This is a genomic window from Aeromonas sp. R1-1 (genome assembly GCF_040908495.1).
Taxonomy (GTDB): Bacteria; Pseudomonadota; Gammaproteobacteria; order Enterobacterales; family Aeromonadaceae; genus Aeromonas; species Aeromonas veronii.
Genome location: NZ_JBFODV010000211.1, coordinates 99112 through 113766 on the forward strand (window position 1 = coordinate 99112; position 14655 = coordinate 113766).

Genomic DNA, 14655 nt, shown 5'->3' on the forward strand with positions numbered 1-14655 from the left:
GACCACACATAAAAAACGCAGCCAATCGGCTGCGTTTTTTATTTGATCACCTTCAGGGTCGGACGACCGCTTGGACGTGGCGGTTCCGGCTCAGGCTCCACCGGCGCTTCAGCCTGCTCAAGCCAGATATCGTAACCCGGCTCAGGCGGGAACATGGTGCCCACGCCGTTCTCCCGGGCATGAATAGCCAGTACGGCTGCCATCGGGATGTAAACCTGCTGGGAGACCCCGCCAAAGCGAGCACTGAAGCTGATAGCCTCGTTATCCATGTGAAATTGCATCACGGCTCGGGGCGCAATATTCAGCACAATTTGCCCGTCCTGAGCAAACTGCATCGGCACCATCACATGGGGAATGTTGACGTTGACCACCAGATGAGGGGTCAGATCGTTGTCCAGCAACCAGTCAAAGAACGCCCGTAACAAGTACGGGCGGCTCGGTGTCATTGTCGGTTCCATGCTCATACGCCAGCACGGATCTCGCGTTCGGCTTCGGTCAGGGAAGCCTGGAAGGACTCACGCTCGAACAGACGAACCATGTAGGCCTTCAGCTCTTTGGCGCCACGACCGGTCAGGTCGATGCCAAGGCTCGGCAGACGCCACAGCAGCGGTGCCATGTAGCAATCCACCAGACCGAACTCTTCGCTCATGAAATAGGGCATTTCACCGAAGATCGGCGCGATGGCCAGCAGGTTGTCACGCAGTTCGTTGCGTGCCGCTTCAGCATCGGTACCGGCCATGATCTTGTCGGCCAGTGAGTACCAGTCCAGCTCGATGCGGTGCATCATCAGACGGCTGTTACCACGGGCAACCGGGTAAACAGGCATCAGGGGCGGATGCGGGAAGCGCTCGTCCAGATACTCCATGATGATGCGCGAGGTGTAGAGTGCCAGCTCACGATCAACCAGGGTCGGTACAGAGTTGTACGGGTTCAGCTCGGCCAGCTCATCCGGCAGATTGGCTGGATCAACCTGGCAGATATCCACGCTAACACCCTTCTCCGCCAGGACAATACGCACCTGATGGCTGAACATATCGTTGGCACCGGAAAACAGCGTCATTACCGAACGCTTATTGGCAGCTACAGCCATTGAACCCTCCCGTCATTAAAAAGCAGAAACGGCAATGAAGCATCTTGGTCTTCATTGCCGTGCATTATATTACCCGTATCTGGTCGCTTAGTGAACGTCGCGCCAGAATTCCTTCTTCAACAGCACAGTGAAGATGAAGAAGATCACGATGAAACCAAGCACCCAGAAGCCCATGCGTTCACGCTCCTGTTGTACCGGTTCAGCCGAGTAGACCAAGAAGTTTACCAGATCCAGTACCGTCTGATCATACTCTTCGTCATCCATTTCACCATTACCGTCAGATTTGATGCTGACAACCTGCTGGGTCTCGACTCCATCGACCGTGTGAGTGACGAACTCGGCACGGGGGGTTCCCTGCAACGGCTCCAGCACATGAGGCATACCCACAGACGGGAACACCACATTATTCACCCCAAACGGACGAGTCGGATCCACGTAAAAAGAACGCAGATAGGTGTAAATCCAGTCCGCACCACGTACCCGGGCAACCAGAGTCAGATCCGGAGGGGGAGCACCAAACCACTTGGCGGCATCCTTCTCGGACATGGCGCTCTTCATCAGATCACCCACTTTGGCGCCGGTGAAGATGAGGTTCTCCTTCATCAGCTCCTCGGGGATCTCCAGATCGGCAGCAACCCGGTTGTAGCGTTGATACTGGGTAGAGTGGCAGCCTGCACAATAGTTCATGAAGGTGGCAGCTCCACGTTGCAGGGATGCCTTGTCGCTCAGATCATAATTGGCTTTGTCCAGATGCACGGCCCCAGCATTGGCAAACACCAGTGATGGCAGCAGGGTCAGCACTGCAAATATTATTTTTTTCATTTAAATGTAACCCTCTCCGGCAGCGGCTTGGTGCGTTCGTTTTTGCTGTAGAAGAACAACAGCACGAAGAAACCGAAATAACCCAAGGTACAAATCTGGGCAACCAGCGTCAGGGTCGGCGTCGACGGCAGTACACCCAGCACCCCCAGGATGATAAAGCAGACCACGAACTGGGCGATGTTAAGCTTGTGCAGCTTGCTGCGATAGCGAACAGAACGCACCTTGCAGCGATCCAGCCAAGGCAGCAGGAACAACACCACAATAGAGAGGCCCATCATGATGACGCCAAGCAGCTTGTCAGGTACCGCACGCAGAATCGCGTAGAAGGGGGTGAAGTACCACACAGGCGCGATGTGAGCAGGAGTCTTCAAGCCGTTGGCCACTTCAAAGTTCGGCTTCTCGAGGAAGTAACCCCACATATCCGGCTTGAAGAAAATGATGGCGCAGAAGAAGAACAGGAAGCCCGCCACACCGATCATGTCCTTGACGGTGAAATAAGGGTGGAACGCCACCGCATCCAGCGGCCAGCCGTTCTCGTCCTTGTGCTTCTTGATGTCGATACCGTCCGGGTTGTTGGAGCCCACTTCGTGCAGCGCCAGAATGTGCATGGCAACTAGCATCACCAGCACCAGCGGCAACGCGATGACGTGCAGCGCGAAGAAGCGGTTAAGGGTCGCACCGGAGATCACGTAGTCACCACGGATCCACAGGGTCAGATCGTCACCGATGACCGGAATGGCGCCAAACAGCGAGATGATGACCTGGGCACCCCAGAATGACATCTGACCCCAGGGCAGCAAGTAGCCCATAAAGGCTTCCGCCATCAGCACCAGGAAGATCAGCATGCCGAAGATCCACAGCAGCTCACGAGGCTTCTGATAAGAGCCATAGATCATGCCGCGGAACATGTGCATATAGACCACGATGAAGAATGCAGACGCACCAGTTGAGTGCATGTAACGCAGCAGCCAGCCGTACTCCACATCGCGCATGATGTACTCCACGGAGGCAAACGCACCTTCCGCAGAGGGGTTGTAGTTCATGGTCAACCAGATACCGGTGATGATCTGGTTAACCAGCACCAGCATGGCCAGCGAGCCGAAGAAGTACCAGAAGTTCAGGTTCTTCGGTGCCGGATACTTGGCCATGTGGTCGTTGTACATGGCCGTGAGCGGGAATCGATAATCGATCCAGCCCATCAGTTTACTCAACATGGTCAGGCCTCCTTGCCATCGGCACCGACCAGGATGGTGGTGTCATTAATGAATTGATAGGGCGGAATGACCAGGTTCAGCGGTGCAGGCACCCCCTGGAACACACGGCCGGCCATGTCGAACTTGGAGCCATGGCACGGGCAGAAGAAGCCGGACGTAACGCCCTGCACCTGCTCGCCAAAGCTGTCAGGCAGATAGGAAGGTGAACACCCCAAGTGGGTGCAAATACCGACCGCGACAAAAATTTCGGGCTTGATCGATCTGTACCCGTTATGGGCATAGTCAGGCTGCTGCGGCTCTTCAGATGAGGGATCCCGCAGCTTGTCATCATGCGCGGCCAAGGCATCCAGCGTCTGTTTGGTGCGTTTCACCACCCAGACAGGCTTGCCTCGCCACTCGACACGGATGAGCTGACCCGGTTCCAACTTGCTGATATCGACTTCAACCGGCGCACCGGCTGCTTTGGCCTTGGCGCTCGGATTCCATGACTTTATAAACGGCACTGCGGTAAACGCAGCTCCTACCCCACCAACGGCAACCGTTGACCAGGTAAGAAATCTGCGGCGACCGGTATCAACTGGCGCATTGCTCATCCAAAAACTCTCCCATGTGGACTCCGCACATTCTTATAGTGTCCCTGTTCCCCATTTTTCCCGTGACAACAGCGGCGGAAGCTGGATTTACAATTGCCACAGAAAACAGGGGAAATTTTAAAGAAAAGATAACAACTTGACAAGAAAGAGCGGTGAGCAATGAAAACAATAAAGAAACAATTTTTTGTCTTTTGTGACGCGTGGTTAGCATTGATGTCGGTAATATTACCAATAAAAAAAGCCTGGCAACCGCCAGGCTTTTTTGACACTCGAAAGAGTGAGTACCAAAAGCGAATTAACGCTTGGAGTACTGCGGACGCTTACGAGCTTTGTGCAGACCAACTTTCTTACGCTCAACCTTACGGGCATCACGAGTAACAAAGCCAGCTTTACGCAGTTCGGAACGCAGGGTTTCGTCGTACTGCATCAGAGCACGAGTGATACCGTGGCGGATCGCACCAGCTTGACCGGAGATGCCACCACCGTTAACGGTGATGTACAGGTCCAGTTTCTCGGTCATCTCAACCAGTTCCAGCGGCTGACGAACTACCATGCGGGCAGTCGGACGGCCGAAGTACTGCTCCAGGGAGCGCTGGTTGATTACGATCTTGCCGCTACCCGCTTTGATAAATACGCGAGCAGTGGAGCTTTTGCGACGGCCGGTACCGTAGTATTGATTTTCTGCCATGTTGCCAGTTCCCGATTAGATATCCAGTACTTGAGGTTGCTGAGCAGCATGAGCATGCTCGGCGCCTGCGTAAACTTTCAGTTTACGGAACATGGCACGGCCCAGAGGACCTTTCGGCAGCATGCCTTTGACGGCTGCTTCGATTACCATTTCCGGTTTACGCTGAATCAGCTTGTCGAAGCTGATTGACTTGATACCACCCGGGAAACCGGAGTGAGCGTGGTACATTTTGTCGGTAAATTTCTTACCGGTTACGTGTACCTTCTCAGCGTTTACAACGATGATGTAATCACCGGTGTCAACGTGCGGAGTGTACTCAGCTTTGTGCTTACCACGCAGACGAGCAGCGATCTCGGTTGCGATACGACCCAGAGTTTTACCTTCTGCGTCCACAATGTACCAGTCACGTTTTACGGTTTCTGGCTTGGCAACGAAAGTTTTCATTAAGTTAAACCCAATTACCTGTTACAGACCCAATTGCTTATGGGGGCTCTCCCACAAACAACAAACGATGGCCTACCTGTACCCCTTCGAATACAAGTAAAGCTTAAAGTGTTGCTGTCTTATCGACAGCTGTAACGTGGGCCGGGCGATTATAAGTGAAGTTGCCTTAAATATCACCTGCTAATTTCACTGCCATGAAACCAGCAAATGTCGCCCGGCCCTACCTGCCGCAGATGCCCATCCGACTGGCAGGCGCGGTATTGTGACTAAGGAAGGTGCACTCTGGCAAGGTATTCGTGCGATTGCATTTCCTGAAGCCGTGAAAGACAGCGTTTGAAGTCGAAATTCAGCAGCCCTTCGCCGTAAAGTTCTGTCATGGGAACCGCCGCCGACATGATGAGTTTGACGTGCCGTTCGTAGAACTCATCGACCATGGCAATGAAGCGGCGAGCCGCGTCATCCGTGCCTGTGCCCATTGGCTGAACATTGGCCAGCAGAACGGTATGGAACAGCCTGGCCAGCTCGATATAGTCGTTCTGGGAGCGGGGAGTACAGCAAAGTTGCTCAAATTCCATGTAGAGCACCCCTTCCCCCATCCCGAGCGACGCCAGCTGACGATGATTGACCTCGAACGTCCCCTCGCAAGCCGTGTGCCCACCGGTTAATTGCTGAAAATAGTGGTCAAGATTGGCTTTTGCCTGCAAATCCAGCGGGCAGTGATAAATCTCGGCTTGTTCCAGCGTACGCAGGCGATAGTCGATACCGCCATCCACGTTAAGTACCTCGCAATGACGCTCGATAAGCTCGATAGCTGGCAGAAAACGGGCTCGCTGCAGCCCGTTGCGATAAAGATCCTGCGGCGGAATATTTGAAGTGGCGACCAGCACGACACCGTGACCAAACAGCTCCTGAAACAGCGTTCCCAGCAACATGGCATCGGTGATGTCGGAGACGAAAAATTCATCGAAACAGATGATGTCTGTTTCACTGGCAAGCTTGCTGGCCACCAGCTTGAGGGGATCGGACTGCCCGCTCAGCCCCTGCAGTTCATCGTGAATGCGGTGCATGAAACGGTGGAAATGGCTGCGCATCTTGCGCGTCCCCGGCAGGCTGTCGAAAAAAGTATCCATCAGCCAGGTCTTGCCTCGGCCCACTCCGCCCCACATATAGATACCGAGGACAGGCTCCGGCGGCTTGGGCTTTTGCAGCCAACCCAGCAGCCCTCGAGATCTGGTCGGAGTCGGGCGCCGTAGCAAATCCTGATACAGTCGCTCCAGCCTGCTAATGGCCATCCCCTGCGCGGGGTCGGCCACAAAGCCGGGGCGCAGCAGATCCTGCTGGTATTTTTGCTGCGGTGTCATCCTTGAGCGCCTCTCCAAGTCCCTGAATCGAGGACAAAATGGTATCACGGCCTCAGGACGCACGGTATAGTGCCATCAAGACATGGCGGTTATGACGACCGCATAAACCCACTCTGTTTTAGCTGTAACAAGGAGCATCTATGAGTCTGTTAACTGGGATCCTGCTGGCTGTCGCGGCCTTGATTATCGGTATCGTTCTCGGCCGTTTTTCGGTGCGTAGCCGCGATGCTGGCCGTCTCGAACAGGAACTGAAGAAGGCCCACAAGGAGCTCGAGAGTTATCAGGGCCAGATCAACAGCCACTTCGCCGACAGTGCCGCCCTGATGGAGCAACTGGCCGAGCAGTATCAGACCCTCTATCGCCACATGGCCGAGCAGAGCAAATTCCTGGCCAAGGCGCAGGAACCGCTGTTCCGCGAGTCATTGGCAGAAGAAGCCCCTGCCAATGTGGCAGAAGAGCCGGGCGTTCCGCCTCGCGACTATGCTGGTGCCTCTTCCGGACTGCTCAAGCAACCAAACTAGTTCCTCGCGGAACTAATTGGCCAGTCCCGTGGTCTGACCTTGACGATTGCAATGCAACTTTTTCTGGGAGCTGTTTTTCATATGCGTAAACCTCTTTCCATGCTCAGTGTGCTAGCCCTCAGTGTCGGTATCGCCATGTCTGCGGCCCCTGCTCAGGCTGCACTGCCTTCCCTGTTAGGTTCAAATCAGGAGATGCCAAGCCTGGCGCCTGTTCTCGAACAGGTCACCCCGGCGGTGGTCAATATCTCGGTTTCTGGCAAAAAAATTACCCGTCAGCGTCTGCCGGAACAGTTCAAGTTCTTCTTCGGCCCCAACATGCCCGATGAACAGGTGAGCGAGCAGCCGTTCCAAGCGCTCGGCTCCGGTGTCATCGTCGATGCCAAGAAGGGTTACGTGATCACCAACGCCCATGTTGTTCACGAGGCGGACGAGATCAAGGTCAACCTGAAGGATGGTCGTGAGTACGCGGCCAAGAAGATCGGTGAAGACAAGCAGTCCGACATCGCCCTGCTGCAAATCAAGGCCGAGGATCTGGTACAGATCAAGTTCGCCGACTCCGACGAGCTGCGGGTAGGTGACTATGCGCTGGCCATCGGCAACCCGTTTGGTCTGGGTCAGACCGTCACCTCCGGTATCGTCAGTGCGCTGGGTCGCAGCGGCCTCAACATCGAGAATCTGGAGAACTTTATCCAGACCGATGCGGCCATCAACTCCGGTAACTCCGGCGGTGCCCTGCTCAACCTGCGTGGCGAGCTGATCGGTATCAACACCGCGATTCTGGGCCCGAACGGCGGCAACATCGGCATCGGCTTTGCCATCCCTTCCAACATGGTGCGGGATCTGACCGAGCAGATCGTCAAGTACGGTGAAGTGCGTCGCGGCCAGCTGGGTATTACCGGCACCGAGCTCACCTCCGACATTGCCAAAACCTTCGGTTACAACAAGAAGGATGGTGCCTTCGTCAATCAGGTCATGCCTGATTCGGCGGCCGACAAGGCGGGCATCAAGGCCGGCGATATCATCGTCAGCATCGATGGCAAACCGGTTCGCTCCTTCGGTGAGCTACGCGCCAAGATTGCCACCATGGGCGCTGGCAAGCAGGTCGAATTGGGGCTGATCCGCGATGGCAAGTCACAAACTGCCAAAGTGACCCTGAAGCAGGCCGATGACAGCGAAGTACGCGCCAGCGCGCTGCATCCGGCACTGGAAGGGGCCAAGCTGAGCACCACTACCGATCCGGTCTCCGGTGTCGCGGTGGCCGATATTGATCCTCGCTCTCCGGCAGCTGCTTCCGGTCTGCAGAAGGGTGACATCATCATCGGGGTCAACCGCCTGCGCATCAACACCCTGGGCGAGCTGACCAAGGCGCTCAAGAACAAGCCTGACGTGCTGGCGCTCAACATCCAGCGTGGCGACTCCTCGCTCTATCTGGTGATCCGCTAACGCTCAAGTTGTTCGCCAACCCCTCTATCACCCGCGGCCTTCACCGCGGGTGATTTTTATCCATCGATAGTGTTATTCTCTGCGCGCAGCCTGTACGGATGAGAATGACATGAAAATCCCCCCTTTAGTCAGTTACTTGGGCAAGTCTGTCGGTTTTGGATTGACCGTCGCGGCGCTGCTGTTGCTGCTGTTTCCCCATTTTCGCGGTGGTGCCCAACTGCCCGGCATCATCACCAATGCCCGTGAACTGAGTTTCTCCTATGCCGCCCATCGGGCAGGCCCTGCCGTCGTCAACATCTACACCCGCAGCTTTGCCCCCAATCAGGGCAATCAGGGGGAACTGCGCCCGCAAGGGCTGGGTTCTGGCGTCATCATGAATCAGCGCGGCTATGTGCTGACCAACTACCATGTCATCGCCGATGCCGACCAGATCATCGTCGCGTTGCAGGATGGCCGGGTCTTCAGCGCCGAGCTGGTCGGCACCGATCAGCTCACCGACCTCGCCGTGCTCTATATCGAGTCAGACAACCTGCCGGTGATCCCGCAGGATCCGGAGCGGCTACCAGAAGTGGGGGATGTGGTGCTCGCCATCGGCAACCCCTACAACGTCGGCCAGACCATCACCCAGGGCATCATCAGTGCGACCGGCCGTACCGGCCTCTCCAGCATGGGGCCCGACAGCAATGGCCGCCAGGATCTGCTGCAGACCGATGCCGCCATCAACGAGGGCAACTCGGGGGGAGCACTGGTCAACGGCCGTGGCGATCTGGTGGGCATCAACACCGCCACCTATCACCTCAACGGCAATCAGGAGAGCTACGGCATCAGCTTCGCCATCCCCTACCGGCTGGCAAAACGGATCATGGATGAGCTGATCGCCAACGGCCGGGTGATCCGCGGCTACCTCGGGGTCTCCAGCGTCGAGATCAACCCCATAGTCGCGCGGATGATGAACCTCGGCGACCTGCGTGGTCTGGTGGTGGAGAGTCTGGACCCCAACGGCCCGGCGGCCAAAGGCGGCCTGCAGCGAGGGGATGTGCTGCTCAAGATCAATGGAGAGGCCATCAGTGGCGTACGCAGCGCCATGGACAAGATTGTCGAGAGCCGCCCCGGCACCAAGCTGACCATCTCGGTATTCCGCTCCGGCAAGCCGCTGGAAGTGGTGGTCACCATAGAGGAAGACCTGCGCTATCAGCAGAGAACGGCCAACTAAGACGCCGCTCCTGCTATAGAGAGCGGCAAGCTTGTCATGAAGCTGATTGTATTACTGACGAGATAATCAACCGAGACCAGGATTCAGCGATGCAACAATGTGGTCGACTATCTCCTGCTGCCATAATGCAAATCCTGAATCATTACACAGCCGATCACTGCAGTACGGATCAAAACAAAAACGAGGAGTGACTACTCCTCATTGAAGCCGGAGGTGAACAGCTCCACCACGGCGGCCAGGGCCTCCACCTCTTCGGGGCCCTCAACCTGTACTTCCACCTGCCGCCCTTGCGCGGAATCCAGCATCAGCAGGCCAATGATGCTGTCAGCATCGGCCTCCACACCATCTTCATTGCGCAGCAGCACGTGGGCATCGAAACCCTGCACCAGCTCGAACAGCATCATGGCTGGTCTGGCATGAATACCCAGCTTGTTTTTCACTTCAACCGAGGCGGAAACAGTCATCGGGTCGTCCTATTTGTCCGTCAGGATTGGGGGGCACTCTTGTCGAGAGTGCGGTGGCGGATCTGCACGTTCTTGCCAAGCAAACGGAACGCACTGGCCAGCCGCTCTGCAATAAAGACCGAGCGGTGCTGACCACCGGTGCAACCGATGCCGACCGTGAGGTAGCTGCGATTGTTGCGCTCCAGATGGGGCAACCAGGTCACCAGCATGTTCTCGATCTGCTGGGTAAACAGCATCACGTCAGCCTGCGCCGAGAGGTAGTTGGCGACCGGCTCATCCTTGCCGGTAAACGGCTTGAGCTCGGGGATCCAGTGCGGGTTGGGCAGGAAGCGGGCATCGAACACGAAGTCGGCATCCTTGGGAATGCCGTACTTGAAGCCGAACGACTCGAACACCAGCACCAGCTCGTTCTCTTTCTTGCCGAGTACCCGGGTTTTGATGAGCTCGCTCAGGTCGTGAATGCTGAGGGTGGTGGTATCGATGCGCAGGTCAGCGGTCGAGGAGATAGGCGCCAACAGGTGGGTCTCCTCCCGGATCGCCTCATCCAGCGACAGCTTGTTGCGTGAGAGGGGGTGCAAACGGCGGCTCTCGCCATAGCGCTTGAGCAGGGTGCCGTTGTCGGCGTCGAAGAAGAAGCTGGAGAACTCTACCCGCCCCTCATTGCGCACTTGAGCCAGCAGATTTTCCAGTTTCTCCGGATCGCTCGGCAGGTTGCGCACATCGATGCTGACCGCCAGCTTGTCATACTGGCTCTCGACCGAAACAATCAGCTGGGGCAGCAGATTGACCGGCAGGTTGTCCACACAGTAGTAACCCAGATCTTCCAGCACTCGCAGGGCTACCGTTTTACCGGAGCCCGAACGTCCACTTACCACGATTAACTGCATCTTGTTCCCTCACGCCAAAACGGGTGTCTCATCCTTGGCCTGCTGTCAGGCCGAGGTCATGATCTGATAGAGCTCTTCGTCGCTGGTTGCCTGACGCAACTGGCGGCAAACCGCCTTGTCACCCAGCTTGGAAGCCATCAGAGAAAGGGTCTTGAGATGCTGCTTGCACTCGCTTTCCGGCACCAGCAAGGCAAACAGCAGGTCAACCGGTTGATTGTCGATGGAGTCGAAAGGAATAGGGTCGGCAAAGGTCATCAGGATCGCGGTTGGCGGGAACTCATCGTCAATGCGACCGTGGGGGATCGCAATACCGGCACCGATCCCGGTACTACCCATTTTTTCGCGGGCCAGCAAGCATTCAAACAGCGCCTGACGGGAGGTGCCAAGGCGTTCGGCGGCCAGCTCGCTGATGATTTCGAGGGCGCGTTTCTTGCTGGTACAAGGGACTGCACTCTTGGTGCAGTCCCGACTCAGTATGTGTTCAAGTTGCATGGTTATTTTTTATTTAACTTATCTTTGTGCTTGATGATCTGCCTGTCCAGCTTGTCGAGCAAGGTGTCTATCGCAGCATACATATCGGCATGTTCAGAGTTGGCAAACACTTCGCCACCGCTGACGTGCAATTTGGCTTCCGCTATCTGGTTCAGTTTTTCCACGCTAAGCACCACATGAACATTGTTGATGTGGTCGAAGTGACGCTCGAGTTTGGCAAATTTGTTATTCACATAATCACGCAGAGCTTCGGTGATCTCGACATGGTGTCCGGTCAGGTTAATTTGCATAACATCATCCTTTTGTTTGCCTAAACCAGGCGTTTGCGCTGATTGGAAGGTGGGATAAACAAGGATTCGCGATACTTAGCGATCGTGCGTCTCGCCACCATAATACCCTGTTCGGCCAGCAAATCCGCGATCTTGCTATCACTTAACGGCTTGGCAGGATTCTCTGCCGTGACCAGCTTCTTGATGAGCGCGCGAATTGCGGTCGATGAGCACTCTCCTCCTCCTTCGGTGTTCACATGGCTGGAGAAAAAAAACTTCAATTCGAAGATACCACGGGGGGTATGCATGTACTTCTGGGTCGTCACCCGGGAGATGGTCGACTCATGCATCTCTACCGCTTCGGCGATGTCATTGAGCACCATCGGCTTCATCGCCTCTTCACCATACTCGAAAAAGCCCTGTTGCTGCTCGACAATGCAACTGGCCACTTTCAGCAGGGTGTCATTGCGACTTTCCAGACTCTTGATGAACCACTTGGCTTCCTGCAAATGGGAGCGGATAAACTGGGTGTCGGTGCTGCTGCGGGAGTTGCGGGCCATGGCGGCATAGGTCTCGTTGACCCGGATGCGGGGGGCGGAGTCGGGATTGAGCTCGACCACCCACTTGCTGCCCTTCTTGACCACGGAGACGTCGGGGATCACGTACTGGGAGTCGCTCTGGATGATGCCGTTGCCGGGGCGCGGCTCCAGCAGCTGGATCAGATCCAGCACCTCCTTGAGGTCGCTCTCCTTGAGTTTTGTCTTGCGGGCGAGGGTGCGGTAATCCCGGTTGCCGAGCAGCTCCATGTGCTCGAGGATCACCTCCTTGGCCTCGTTGAGCCAGGGGGTCTGCGGGTCATACTGATCCAGCTGGATCAGCAAACACTCCTGCACAGAACGGGCAGCAATGCCGACCGGATCGAAGTGCTGCACCCGCTTGAGTACCGCCTCGACCTCATCGAGCTCCACCTCTACGTCATCACTGGTGACGGCAGCCTGGATATCCTCCAGCGCAACGGTCAGATAACCGGATTCGTCGATGGCATCGATGATGGCGAGCGCGATGGCGGCATCCACATCGCTGAAAGGTGTGAGCCGCATCTGCCACAGCAGATAATCCTGCAGGTTTTCGGTAGTTTCACCCTGATAGACGCTATCTTCCCCATCGTGGATGGGGCCCGCACTTTGGGCAGTGCCGGCAGAGTAAACCTCGTCCCAGGTGGTATCCACCGGTAACTCGTCCGGCATCTGCTCCTGAGCCATGGCATCGCTGGAATCCAGCTGGCTGGCATCGACCGGCGCTTCCGGACTGGTCTCTTGCGCCTCGCTCTCTTCCTGCTCCAGCAGAGGGTTGTTTTCGAGCGCTTGCTGAATTTCCTGCTGAAGTTCCAGAGTGGAGAGCTGGAGCAGACGAATCGCTTGTTGTAATTGCGGCGTCATGGTCAGGGACTGACCGAGACGCAACTGTAATGTCGGCTTCATCTACGTCGGGATATCCTTATGTTCAGCGAGGCACTCGTCAAAGGAAATGAAGGCATGCCCCCTTACTATAGACTGAATTGATCGCCCAAATAGACGCGCTTGACCTGCTCATCGGCAAGGATGTCAGCCGGTGCACCTTCGGCAATCATCTTGCCGTGGCTGACGATATAGGCCTTCTCACATACGTCCAGAGTCTCTCTGACGTTGTGGTCGGTAATCAAGACGCCAAGACCTCTATCTTTCAGATGCTGAATGATCTTCTTGATGTCTATCACAGAAATCGGGTCAACCCCTGCAAAGGGTTCATCCAGCAGAATAAAACGCGGCTCGGCCGCCAGCGCACGGGCGATCTCGACCCGACGGCGTTCACCGCCGGAGAGGCTCTGACCCAGGTTGTCGCGAATGTGGGTGATATTGAACTCTTCCAGCAGTTGCTGAACTTTGTCCTCACGCTCCTCACGGCTCAACCCCTTGCGAGTCTGCATCACGCCCATCAGGTTGTCGAACACCGACAGGCGACGGAAGATTGAGGCCTCCTGCGGCAGGTAACCGATGCCATTGCGCGCGCGCACATGCATGGGCTGCAGGCTGATGTCCTGATCGTCGATGGTGATGAGACCGGCATCGCGCTGCACCAGCCCCACAATCATGTAGAAGGAGGTGGTCTTGCCCGCCCCGTTGGGGCCGAGCAGGCCGACAATCTGGCCAGTGCCCACTTCAAGGCTGACGTCACTCACCACCATGCGGCGCTTATAGCTCTTCTGCAGGCCCACTGCTTTTAACACTGCCATGGCTTATTTTCCCTGCTTCTTCTGGTCGGCGGGCTTGTCGAAATTCTCTACCTGATCCGGCAGGAACACGGTTTTGACCCGCTGGCTCGGGCTCTTGCTCTCGGCAATCATCTTCTGTTTGACGATGTCGTAGCGGATTAGATCGCCATTGACCTGGCTATCTTCCTGCTTGAGCTGACCGTTGCCGGTGATGGTCACCAGCCGGTTCTTCAGCTCGTAGCGGATAGTGTTGCCGTGGGCATTGACCGGCTTGCCGTTATCCAAAATCTGGAAGAAGGTGGCGGGCTTGCCGTAGGCAGTCATCACCTCTGCCCCTTTCTCGCCGGAACGGGTCACAACCACCTTGTCAGCCTTGATCCGGATGGTGCCCTGATTGATGGTCACATCCTCTTCGAAGGTGATGCGGTTGTCCTGCATCTCGGCCACCTGTTTGACGGCATCGACGTAGACCTTCTCGGCAAAGTCGGACTCTTTGGCGGTCACCGCACCACACAGCAACAGGGCTGCGAGGGCCAGATTAGCGTTTTTCATTGAAATAGATGGCATGGCCTTGATCCAGTAACTCAAAATATTTGCGGTCCAGATGGCCCTTGAGGCCAACCCCTTGGGTCTGGAAATCCCGACCCAGAATGTTCACTTCCCGGTTGCTGCGCACATCCTGTGTCACCAGATCCAGCTCCAGATAGGGGGTATCCAGTGTGGAAATGAAAGAGGTGGGCAGCAGACCATCCAGATGCACCTTGTCCCGCAGGATGACGTTGTCGCCGGTGTTGAGCACGCCGGTTTCGGCGGTCACCTTCCACTCGGCGGCACCCTGATCGTCATACATGTAGACCACCGGCTTGTCGAAGGTGGCCTGCTCGAGGATTTGATAATACTCGG

19 protein-coding genes are annotated in these 14655 nt (G+C 56.2%); 3 read left to right on the forward strand and 16 right to left on the reverse strand.

The window, feature by feature from the left end:
• Window positions 1-38: 38 nt before the first annotated feature.
• The 8 genes from AB5Y92_RS14285 to zapE form a co-directional block, all read right to left on the reverse strand.
• Window positions 39-464: a ClpXP protease specificity-enhancing factor gene (locus tag AB5Y92_RS14285; protein ID WP_005336278.1), complete on the reverse strand. Its 426-nt coding sequence runs from the start codon at window positions 462-464 to the stop codon at window positions 39-41.
• Window positions 461-1090 (reverse strand): stringent starvation protein SspA, encoded by a 630-nt coding sequence (sspA, locus tag AB5Y92_RS14290; RefSeq protein ID WP_005336279.1) that lies wholly within the window; start codon window positions 1088-1090, stop codon window positions 461-463. Before sspA ends, AB5Y92_RS14285 begins: the two co-directional genes overlap by 4 nt.
• Window positions 1091-1177: 87 nt before the next feature.
• Window positions 1178-1912 carry a cytochrome c1 gene (locus AB5Y92_RS14295; protein ID WP_040068844.1) on the reverse strand — a complete coding sequence of 245 codons (735 nt, stop codon included), beginning with the start codon at window positions 1910-1912 and terminating at the stop codon, window positions 1178-1180.
• Window positions 1909-3126 (reverse strand): cytochrome bc complex cytochrome b subunit, encoded by a 1218-nt coding sequence (locus tag AB5Y92_RS14300; protein ID WP_040068842.1) that lies wholly within the window; start codon window positions 3124-3126, stop codon window positions 1909-1911. The genes AB5Y92_RS14295 and AB5Y92_RS14300 overlap by 4 nt, the downstream gene beginning before the upstream one ends.
• Before the next feature lie 2 nt (window positions 3127-3128).
• Window positions 3129-3719, reverse strand: coding sequence for a ubiquinol-cytochrome c reductase iron-sulfur subunit (gene petA, locus AB5Y92_RS14305; protein ID WP_040068840.1), 591 nt, complete (start codon window positions 3717-3719; stop codon window positions 3129-3131).
• 295 nt (window positions 3720-4014) lie between these two features.
• Window positions 4015-4407 carry a 30S ribosomal protein S9 gene (rpsI, locus tag AB5Y92_RS14310; RefSeq protein ID WP_005336286.1) on the reverse strand — a complete coding sequence of 131 codons (393 nt, stop codon included), beginning with the start codon at window positions 4405-4407 and terminating at the stop codon, window positions 4015-4017.
• A gap of 15 nt (window positions 4408-4422) precedes the next feature.
• Window positions 4423-4851 carry a 50S ribosomal protein L13 gene (gene rplM / locus AB5Y92_RS14315; RefSeq protein WP_005336289.1) on the reverse strand — a complete coding sequence of 143 codons (429 nt, stop codon included), beginning with the start codon at window positions 4849-4851 and terminating at the stop codon, window positions 4423-4425.
• 266 nt (window positions 4852-5117) lie between these two features.
• Window positions 5118-6212 (reverse strand): cell division protein ZapE, encoded by a 1095-nt coding sequence (gene zapE, locus AB5Y92_RS14320; protein ID WP_368227007.1) that lies wholly within the window; start codon window positions 6210-6212, stop codon window positions 5118-5120.
• A 140-nt stretch (window positions 6213-6352) separates the two neighbouring features.
• Between zapE and AB5Y92_RS14325 the strand changes: the two genes are divergently transcribed.
• The 3 genes from AB5Y92_RS14325 to degS all read left to right on the forward strand — a co-directional run bounded on the left by AB5Y92_RS14325 (window position 6353) and on the right by degS (window position 9389).
• Window positions 6353-6733 (forward strand): YhcB family protein, encoded by a 381-nt coding sequence (locus tag AB5Y92_RS14325; protein WP_164535922.1) that lies wholly within the window; start codon window positions 6353-6355, stop codon window positions 6731-6733.
• A gap of 81 nt (window positions 6734-6814) precedes the next feature.
• The gene (locus AB5Y92_RS14330) at window positions 6815-8176 is read left to right on the forward strand and encodes a Do family serine endopeptidase (RefSeq protein WP_005336295.1); all 1362 of its coding nucleotides are present in this window, start codon (window positions 6815-6817) and stop codon (window positions 8174-8176) included.
• Window positions 8177-8285: 109 nt separating this feature from the next.
• Window positions 8286-9389, forward strand: coding sequence for an outer membrane-stress sensor serine endopeptidase DegS (gene degS / locus AB5Y92_RS14335; RefSeq protein ID WP_164535920.1), 1104 nt, complete (start codon window positions 8286-8288; stop codon window positions 9387-9389).
• A 191-nt stretch (window positions 9390-9580) separates the two neighbouring features.
• Here the strand turns inward: degS and npr are convergent, their stop codons facing one another.
• From npr to lptC, 8 genes are all read right to left on the reverse strand, one after another.
• Entirely contained in the window at window positions 9581-9853 is a 273-nt protein-coding gene (gene npr, locus AB5Y92_RS14340; protein ID WP_005336318.1) for a PTS phosphocarrier protein NPr, read from the reverse strand.
• Window positions 9854-9873: 20 nt separating this feature from the next.
• Window positions 9874-10740, reverse strand: coding sequence for an RNase adapter RapZ (gene rapZ, locus AB5Y92_RS14345; RefSeq protein ID WP_021231839.1), 867 nt, complete (start codon window positions 10738-10740; stop codon window positions 9874-9876).
• A gap of 45 nt (window positions 10741-10785) precedes the next feature.
• Window positions 10786-11232 (reverse strand): PTS IIA-like nitrogen regulatory protein PtsN, encoded by a 447-nt coding sequence (gene ptsN, locus AB5Y92_RS14350; RefSeq protein ID WP_005336322.1) that lies wholly within the window; start codon window positions 11230-11232, stop codon window positions 10786-10788.
• 2 nt (window positions 11233-11234) lie between these two features.
• Window positions 11235-11522 (reverse strand): ribosome hibernation promoting factor, encoded by a 288-nt coding sequence (gene hpf / locus AB5Y92_RS14355; RefSeq protein ID WP_005336323.1) that lies wholly within the window; start codon window positions 11520-11522, stop codon window positions 11235-11237.
• Window positions 11523-11542: 20 nt separating this feature from the next.
• Window positions 11543-12982: an RNA polymerase factor sigma-54 gene (locus tag AB5Y92_RS14360; RefSeq protein WP_265773877.1), complete on the reverse strand. Its 1440-nt coding sequence runs from the start codon at window positions 12980-12982 to the stop codon at window positions 11543-11545.
• 65 nt (window positions 12983-13047) lie between these two features.
• Entirely contained in the window at window positions 13048-13773 is a 726-nt protein-coding gene (gene lptB, locus AB5Y92_RS14365; protein ID WP_005336333.1) for an LPS export ABC transporter ATP-binding protein, read from the reverse strand.
• A 3-nt stretch (window positions 13774-13776) separates the two neighbouring features.
• Window positions 13777-14304 (reverse strand): lipopolysaccharide transport periplasmic protein LptA, encoded by a 528-nt coding sequence (lptA, locus tag AB5Y92_RS14370; protein ID WP_040068817.1) that lies wholly within the window; start codon window positions 14302-14304, stop codon window positions 13777-13779.
• Window positions 14291-14655 (reverse strand): LPS export ABC transporter periplasmic protein LptC (lptC, locus tag AB5Y92_RS14375; RefSeq protein ID WP_368227008.1); only part of this gene is annotated, 365 nt, incomplete at its 5' end. The genes lptA and lptC, both read right to left, overlap by 14 nt.

Excerpts from the sequence above, each read along its gene's own strand:
- AB5Y92_RS14285 (WP_005336278.1), bottom strand. The coding sequence starts at position 464 with ATGAGCATGGAACCGACAATGACACCGAGCCGCCCGTACTTGTTACGG.
- sspA (WP_005336279.1), bottom strand. The coding sequence starts at position 1,090 with ATGGCTGTAGCTGCCAATAAGCGTTCGGTAATGACGCTGTTTTCCGGT.
- AB5Y92_RS14295 (WP_040068844.1), bottom strand. The coding sequence starts at position 1,912 with ATGAAAAAAATAATATTTGCAGTGCTGACCCTGCTGCCATCACTGGTG.
- AB5Y92_RS14300 (WP_040068842.1), bottom strand. The coding sequence starts at position 3,126 with ATGTTGAGTAAACTGATGGGCTGGATCGATTATCGATTCCCGCTCACG.
- petA (WP_040068840.1), bottom strand. The coding sequence starts at position 3,719 with ATGAGCAATGCGCCAGTTGATACCGGTCGCCGCAGATTTCTTACCTGG.
- rpsI (WP_005336286.1), bottom strand. The coding sequence starts at position 4,407 with ATGGCAGAAAATCAATACTACGGTACCGGCCGTCGCAAAAGCTCCACT.
- rplM (WP_005336289.1), bottom strand. The coding sequence starts at position 4,851 with ATGAAAACTTTCGTTGCCAAGCCAGAAACCGTAAAACGTGACTGGTAC.
- zapE (WP_368227007.1), bottom strand. The coding sequence starts at position 6,212 with ATGACACCGCAGCAAAAATACCAGCAGGATCTGCTGCGCCCCGGCTTT.
- AB5Y92_RS14325 (WP_164535922.1), top strand. The coding sequence starts at position 6,353 with ATGAGTCTGTTAACTGGGATCCTGCTGGCTGTCGCGGCCTTGATTATC.
- AB5Y92_RS14330 (WP_005336295.1), top strand. The coding sequence starts at position 6,815 with ATGCGTAAACCTCTTTCCATGCTCAGTGTGCTAGCCCTCAGTGTCGGT.
- degS (WP_164535920.1), top strand. The coding sequence starts at position 8,286 with ATGAAAATCCCCCCTTTAGTCAGTTACTTGGGCAAGTCTGTCGGTTTT.
- npr (WP_005336318.1), bottom strand. The coding sequence starts at position 9,853 with ATGACTGTTTCCGCCTCGGTTGAAGTGAAAAACAAGCTGGGTATTCAT.
- rapZ (WP_021231839.1), bottom strand. The coding sequence starts at position 10,740 with ATGCAGTTAATCGTGGTAAGTGGACGTTCGGGCTCCGGTAAAACGGTA.
- ptsN (WP_005336322.1), bottom strand. The coding sequence starts at position 11,232 with ATGCAACTTGAACACATACTGAGTCGGGACTGCACCAAGAGTGCAGTC.
- hpf (WP_005336323.1), bottom strand. The coding sequence starts at position 11,522 with ATGCAAATTAACCTGACCGGACACCATGTCGAGATCACCGAAGCTCTG.
- AB5Y92_RS14360 (WP_265773877.1), bottom strand. The coding sequence starts at position 12,982 with ATGAAGCCGACATTACAGTTGCGTCTCGGTCAGTCCCTGACCATGACG.
- lptB (WP_005336333.1), bottom strand. The coding sequence starts at position 13,773 with ATGGCAGTGTTAAAAGCAGTGGGCCTGCAGAAGAGCTATAAGCGCCGC.
- lptA (WP_040068817.1), bottom strand. The coding sequence starts at position 14,304 with ATGAAAAACGCTAATCTGGCCCTCGCAGCCCTGTTGCTGTGTGGTGCG.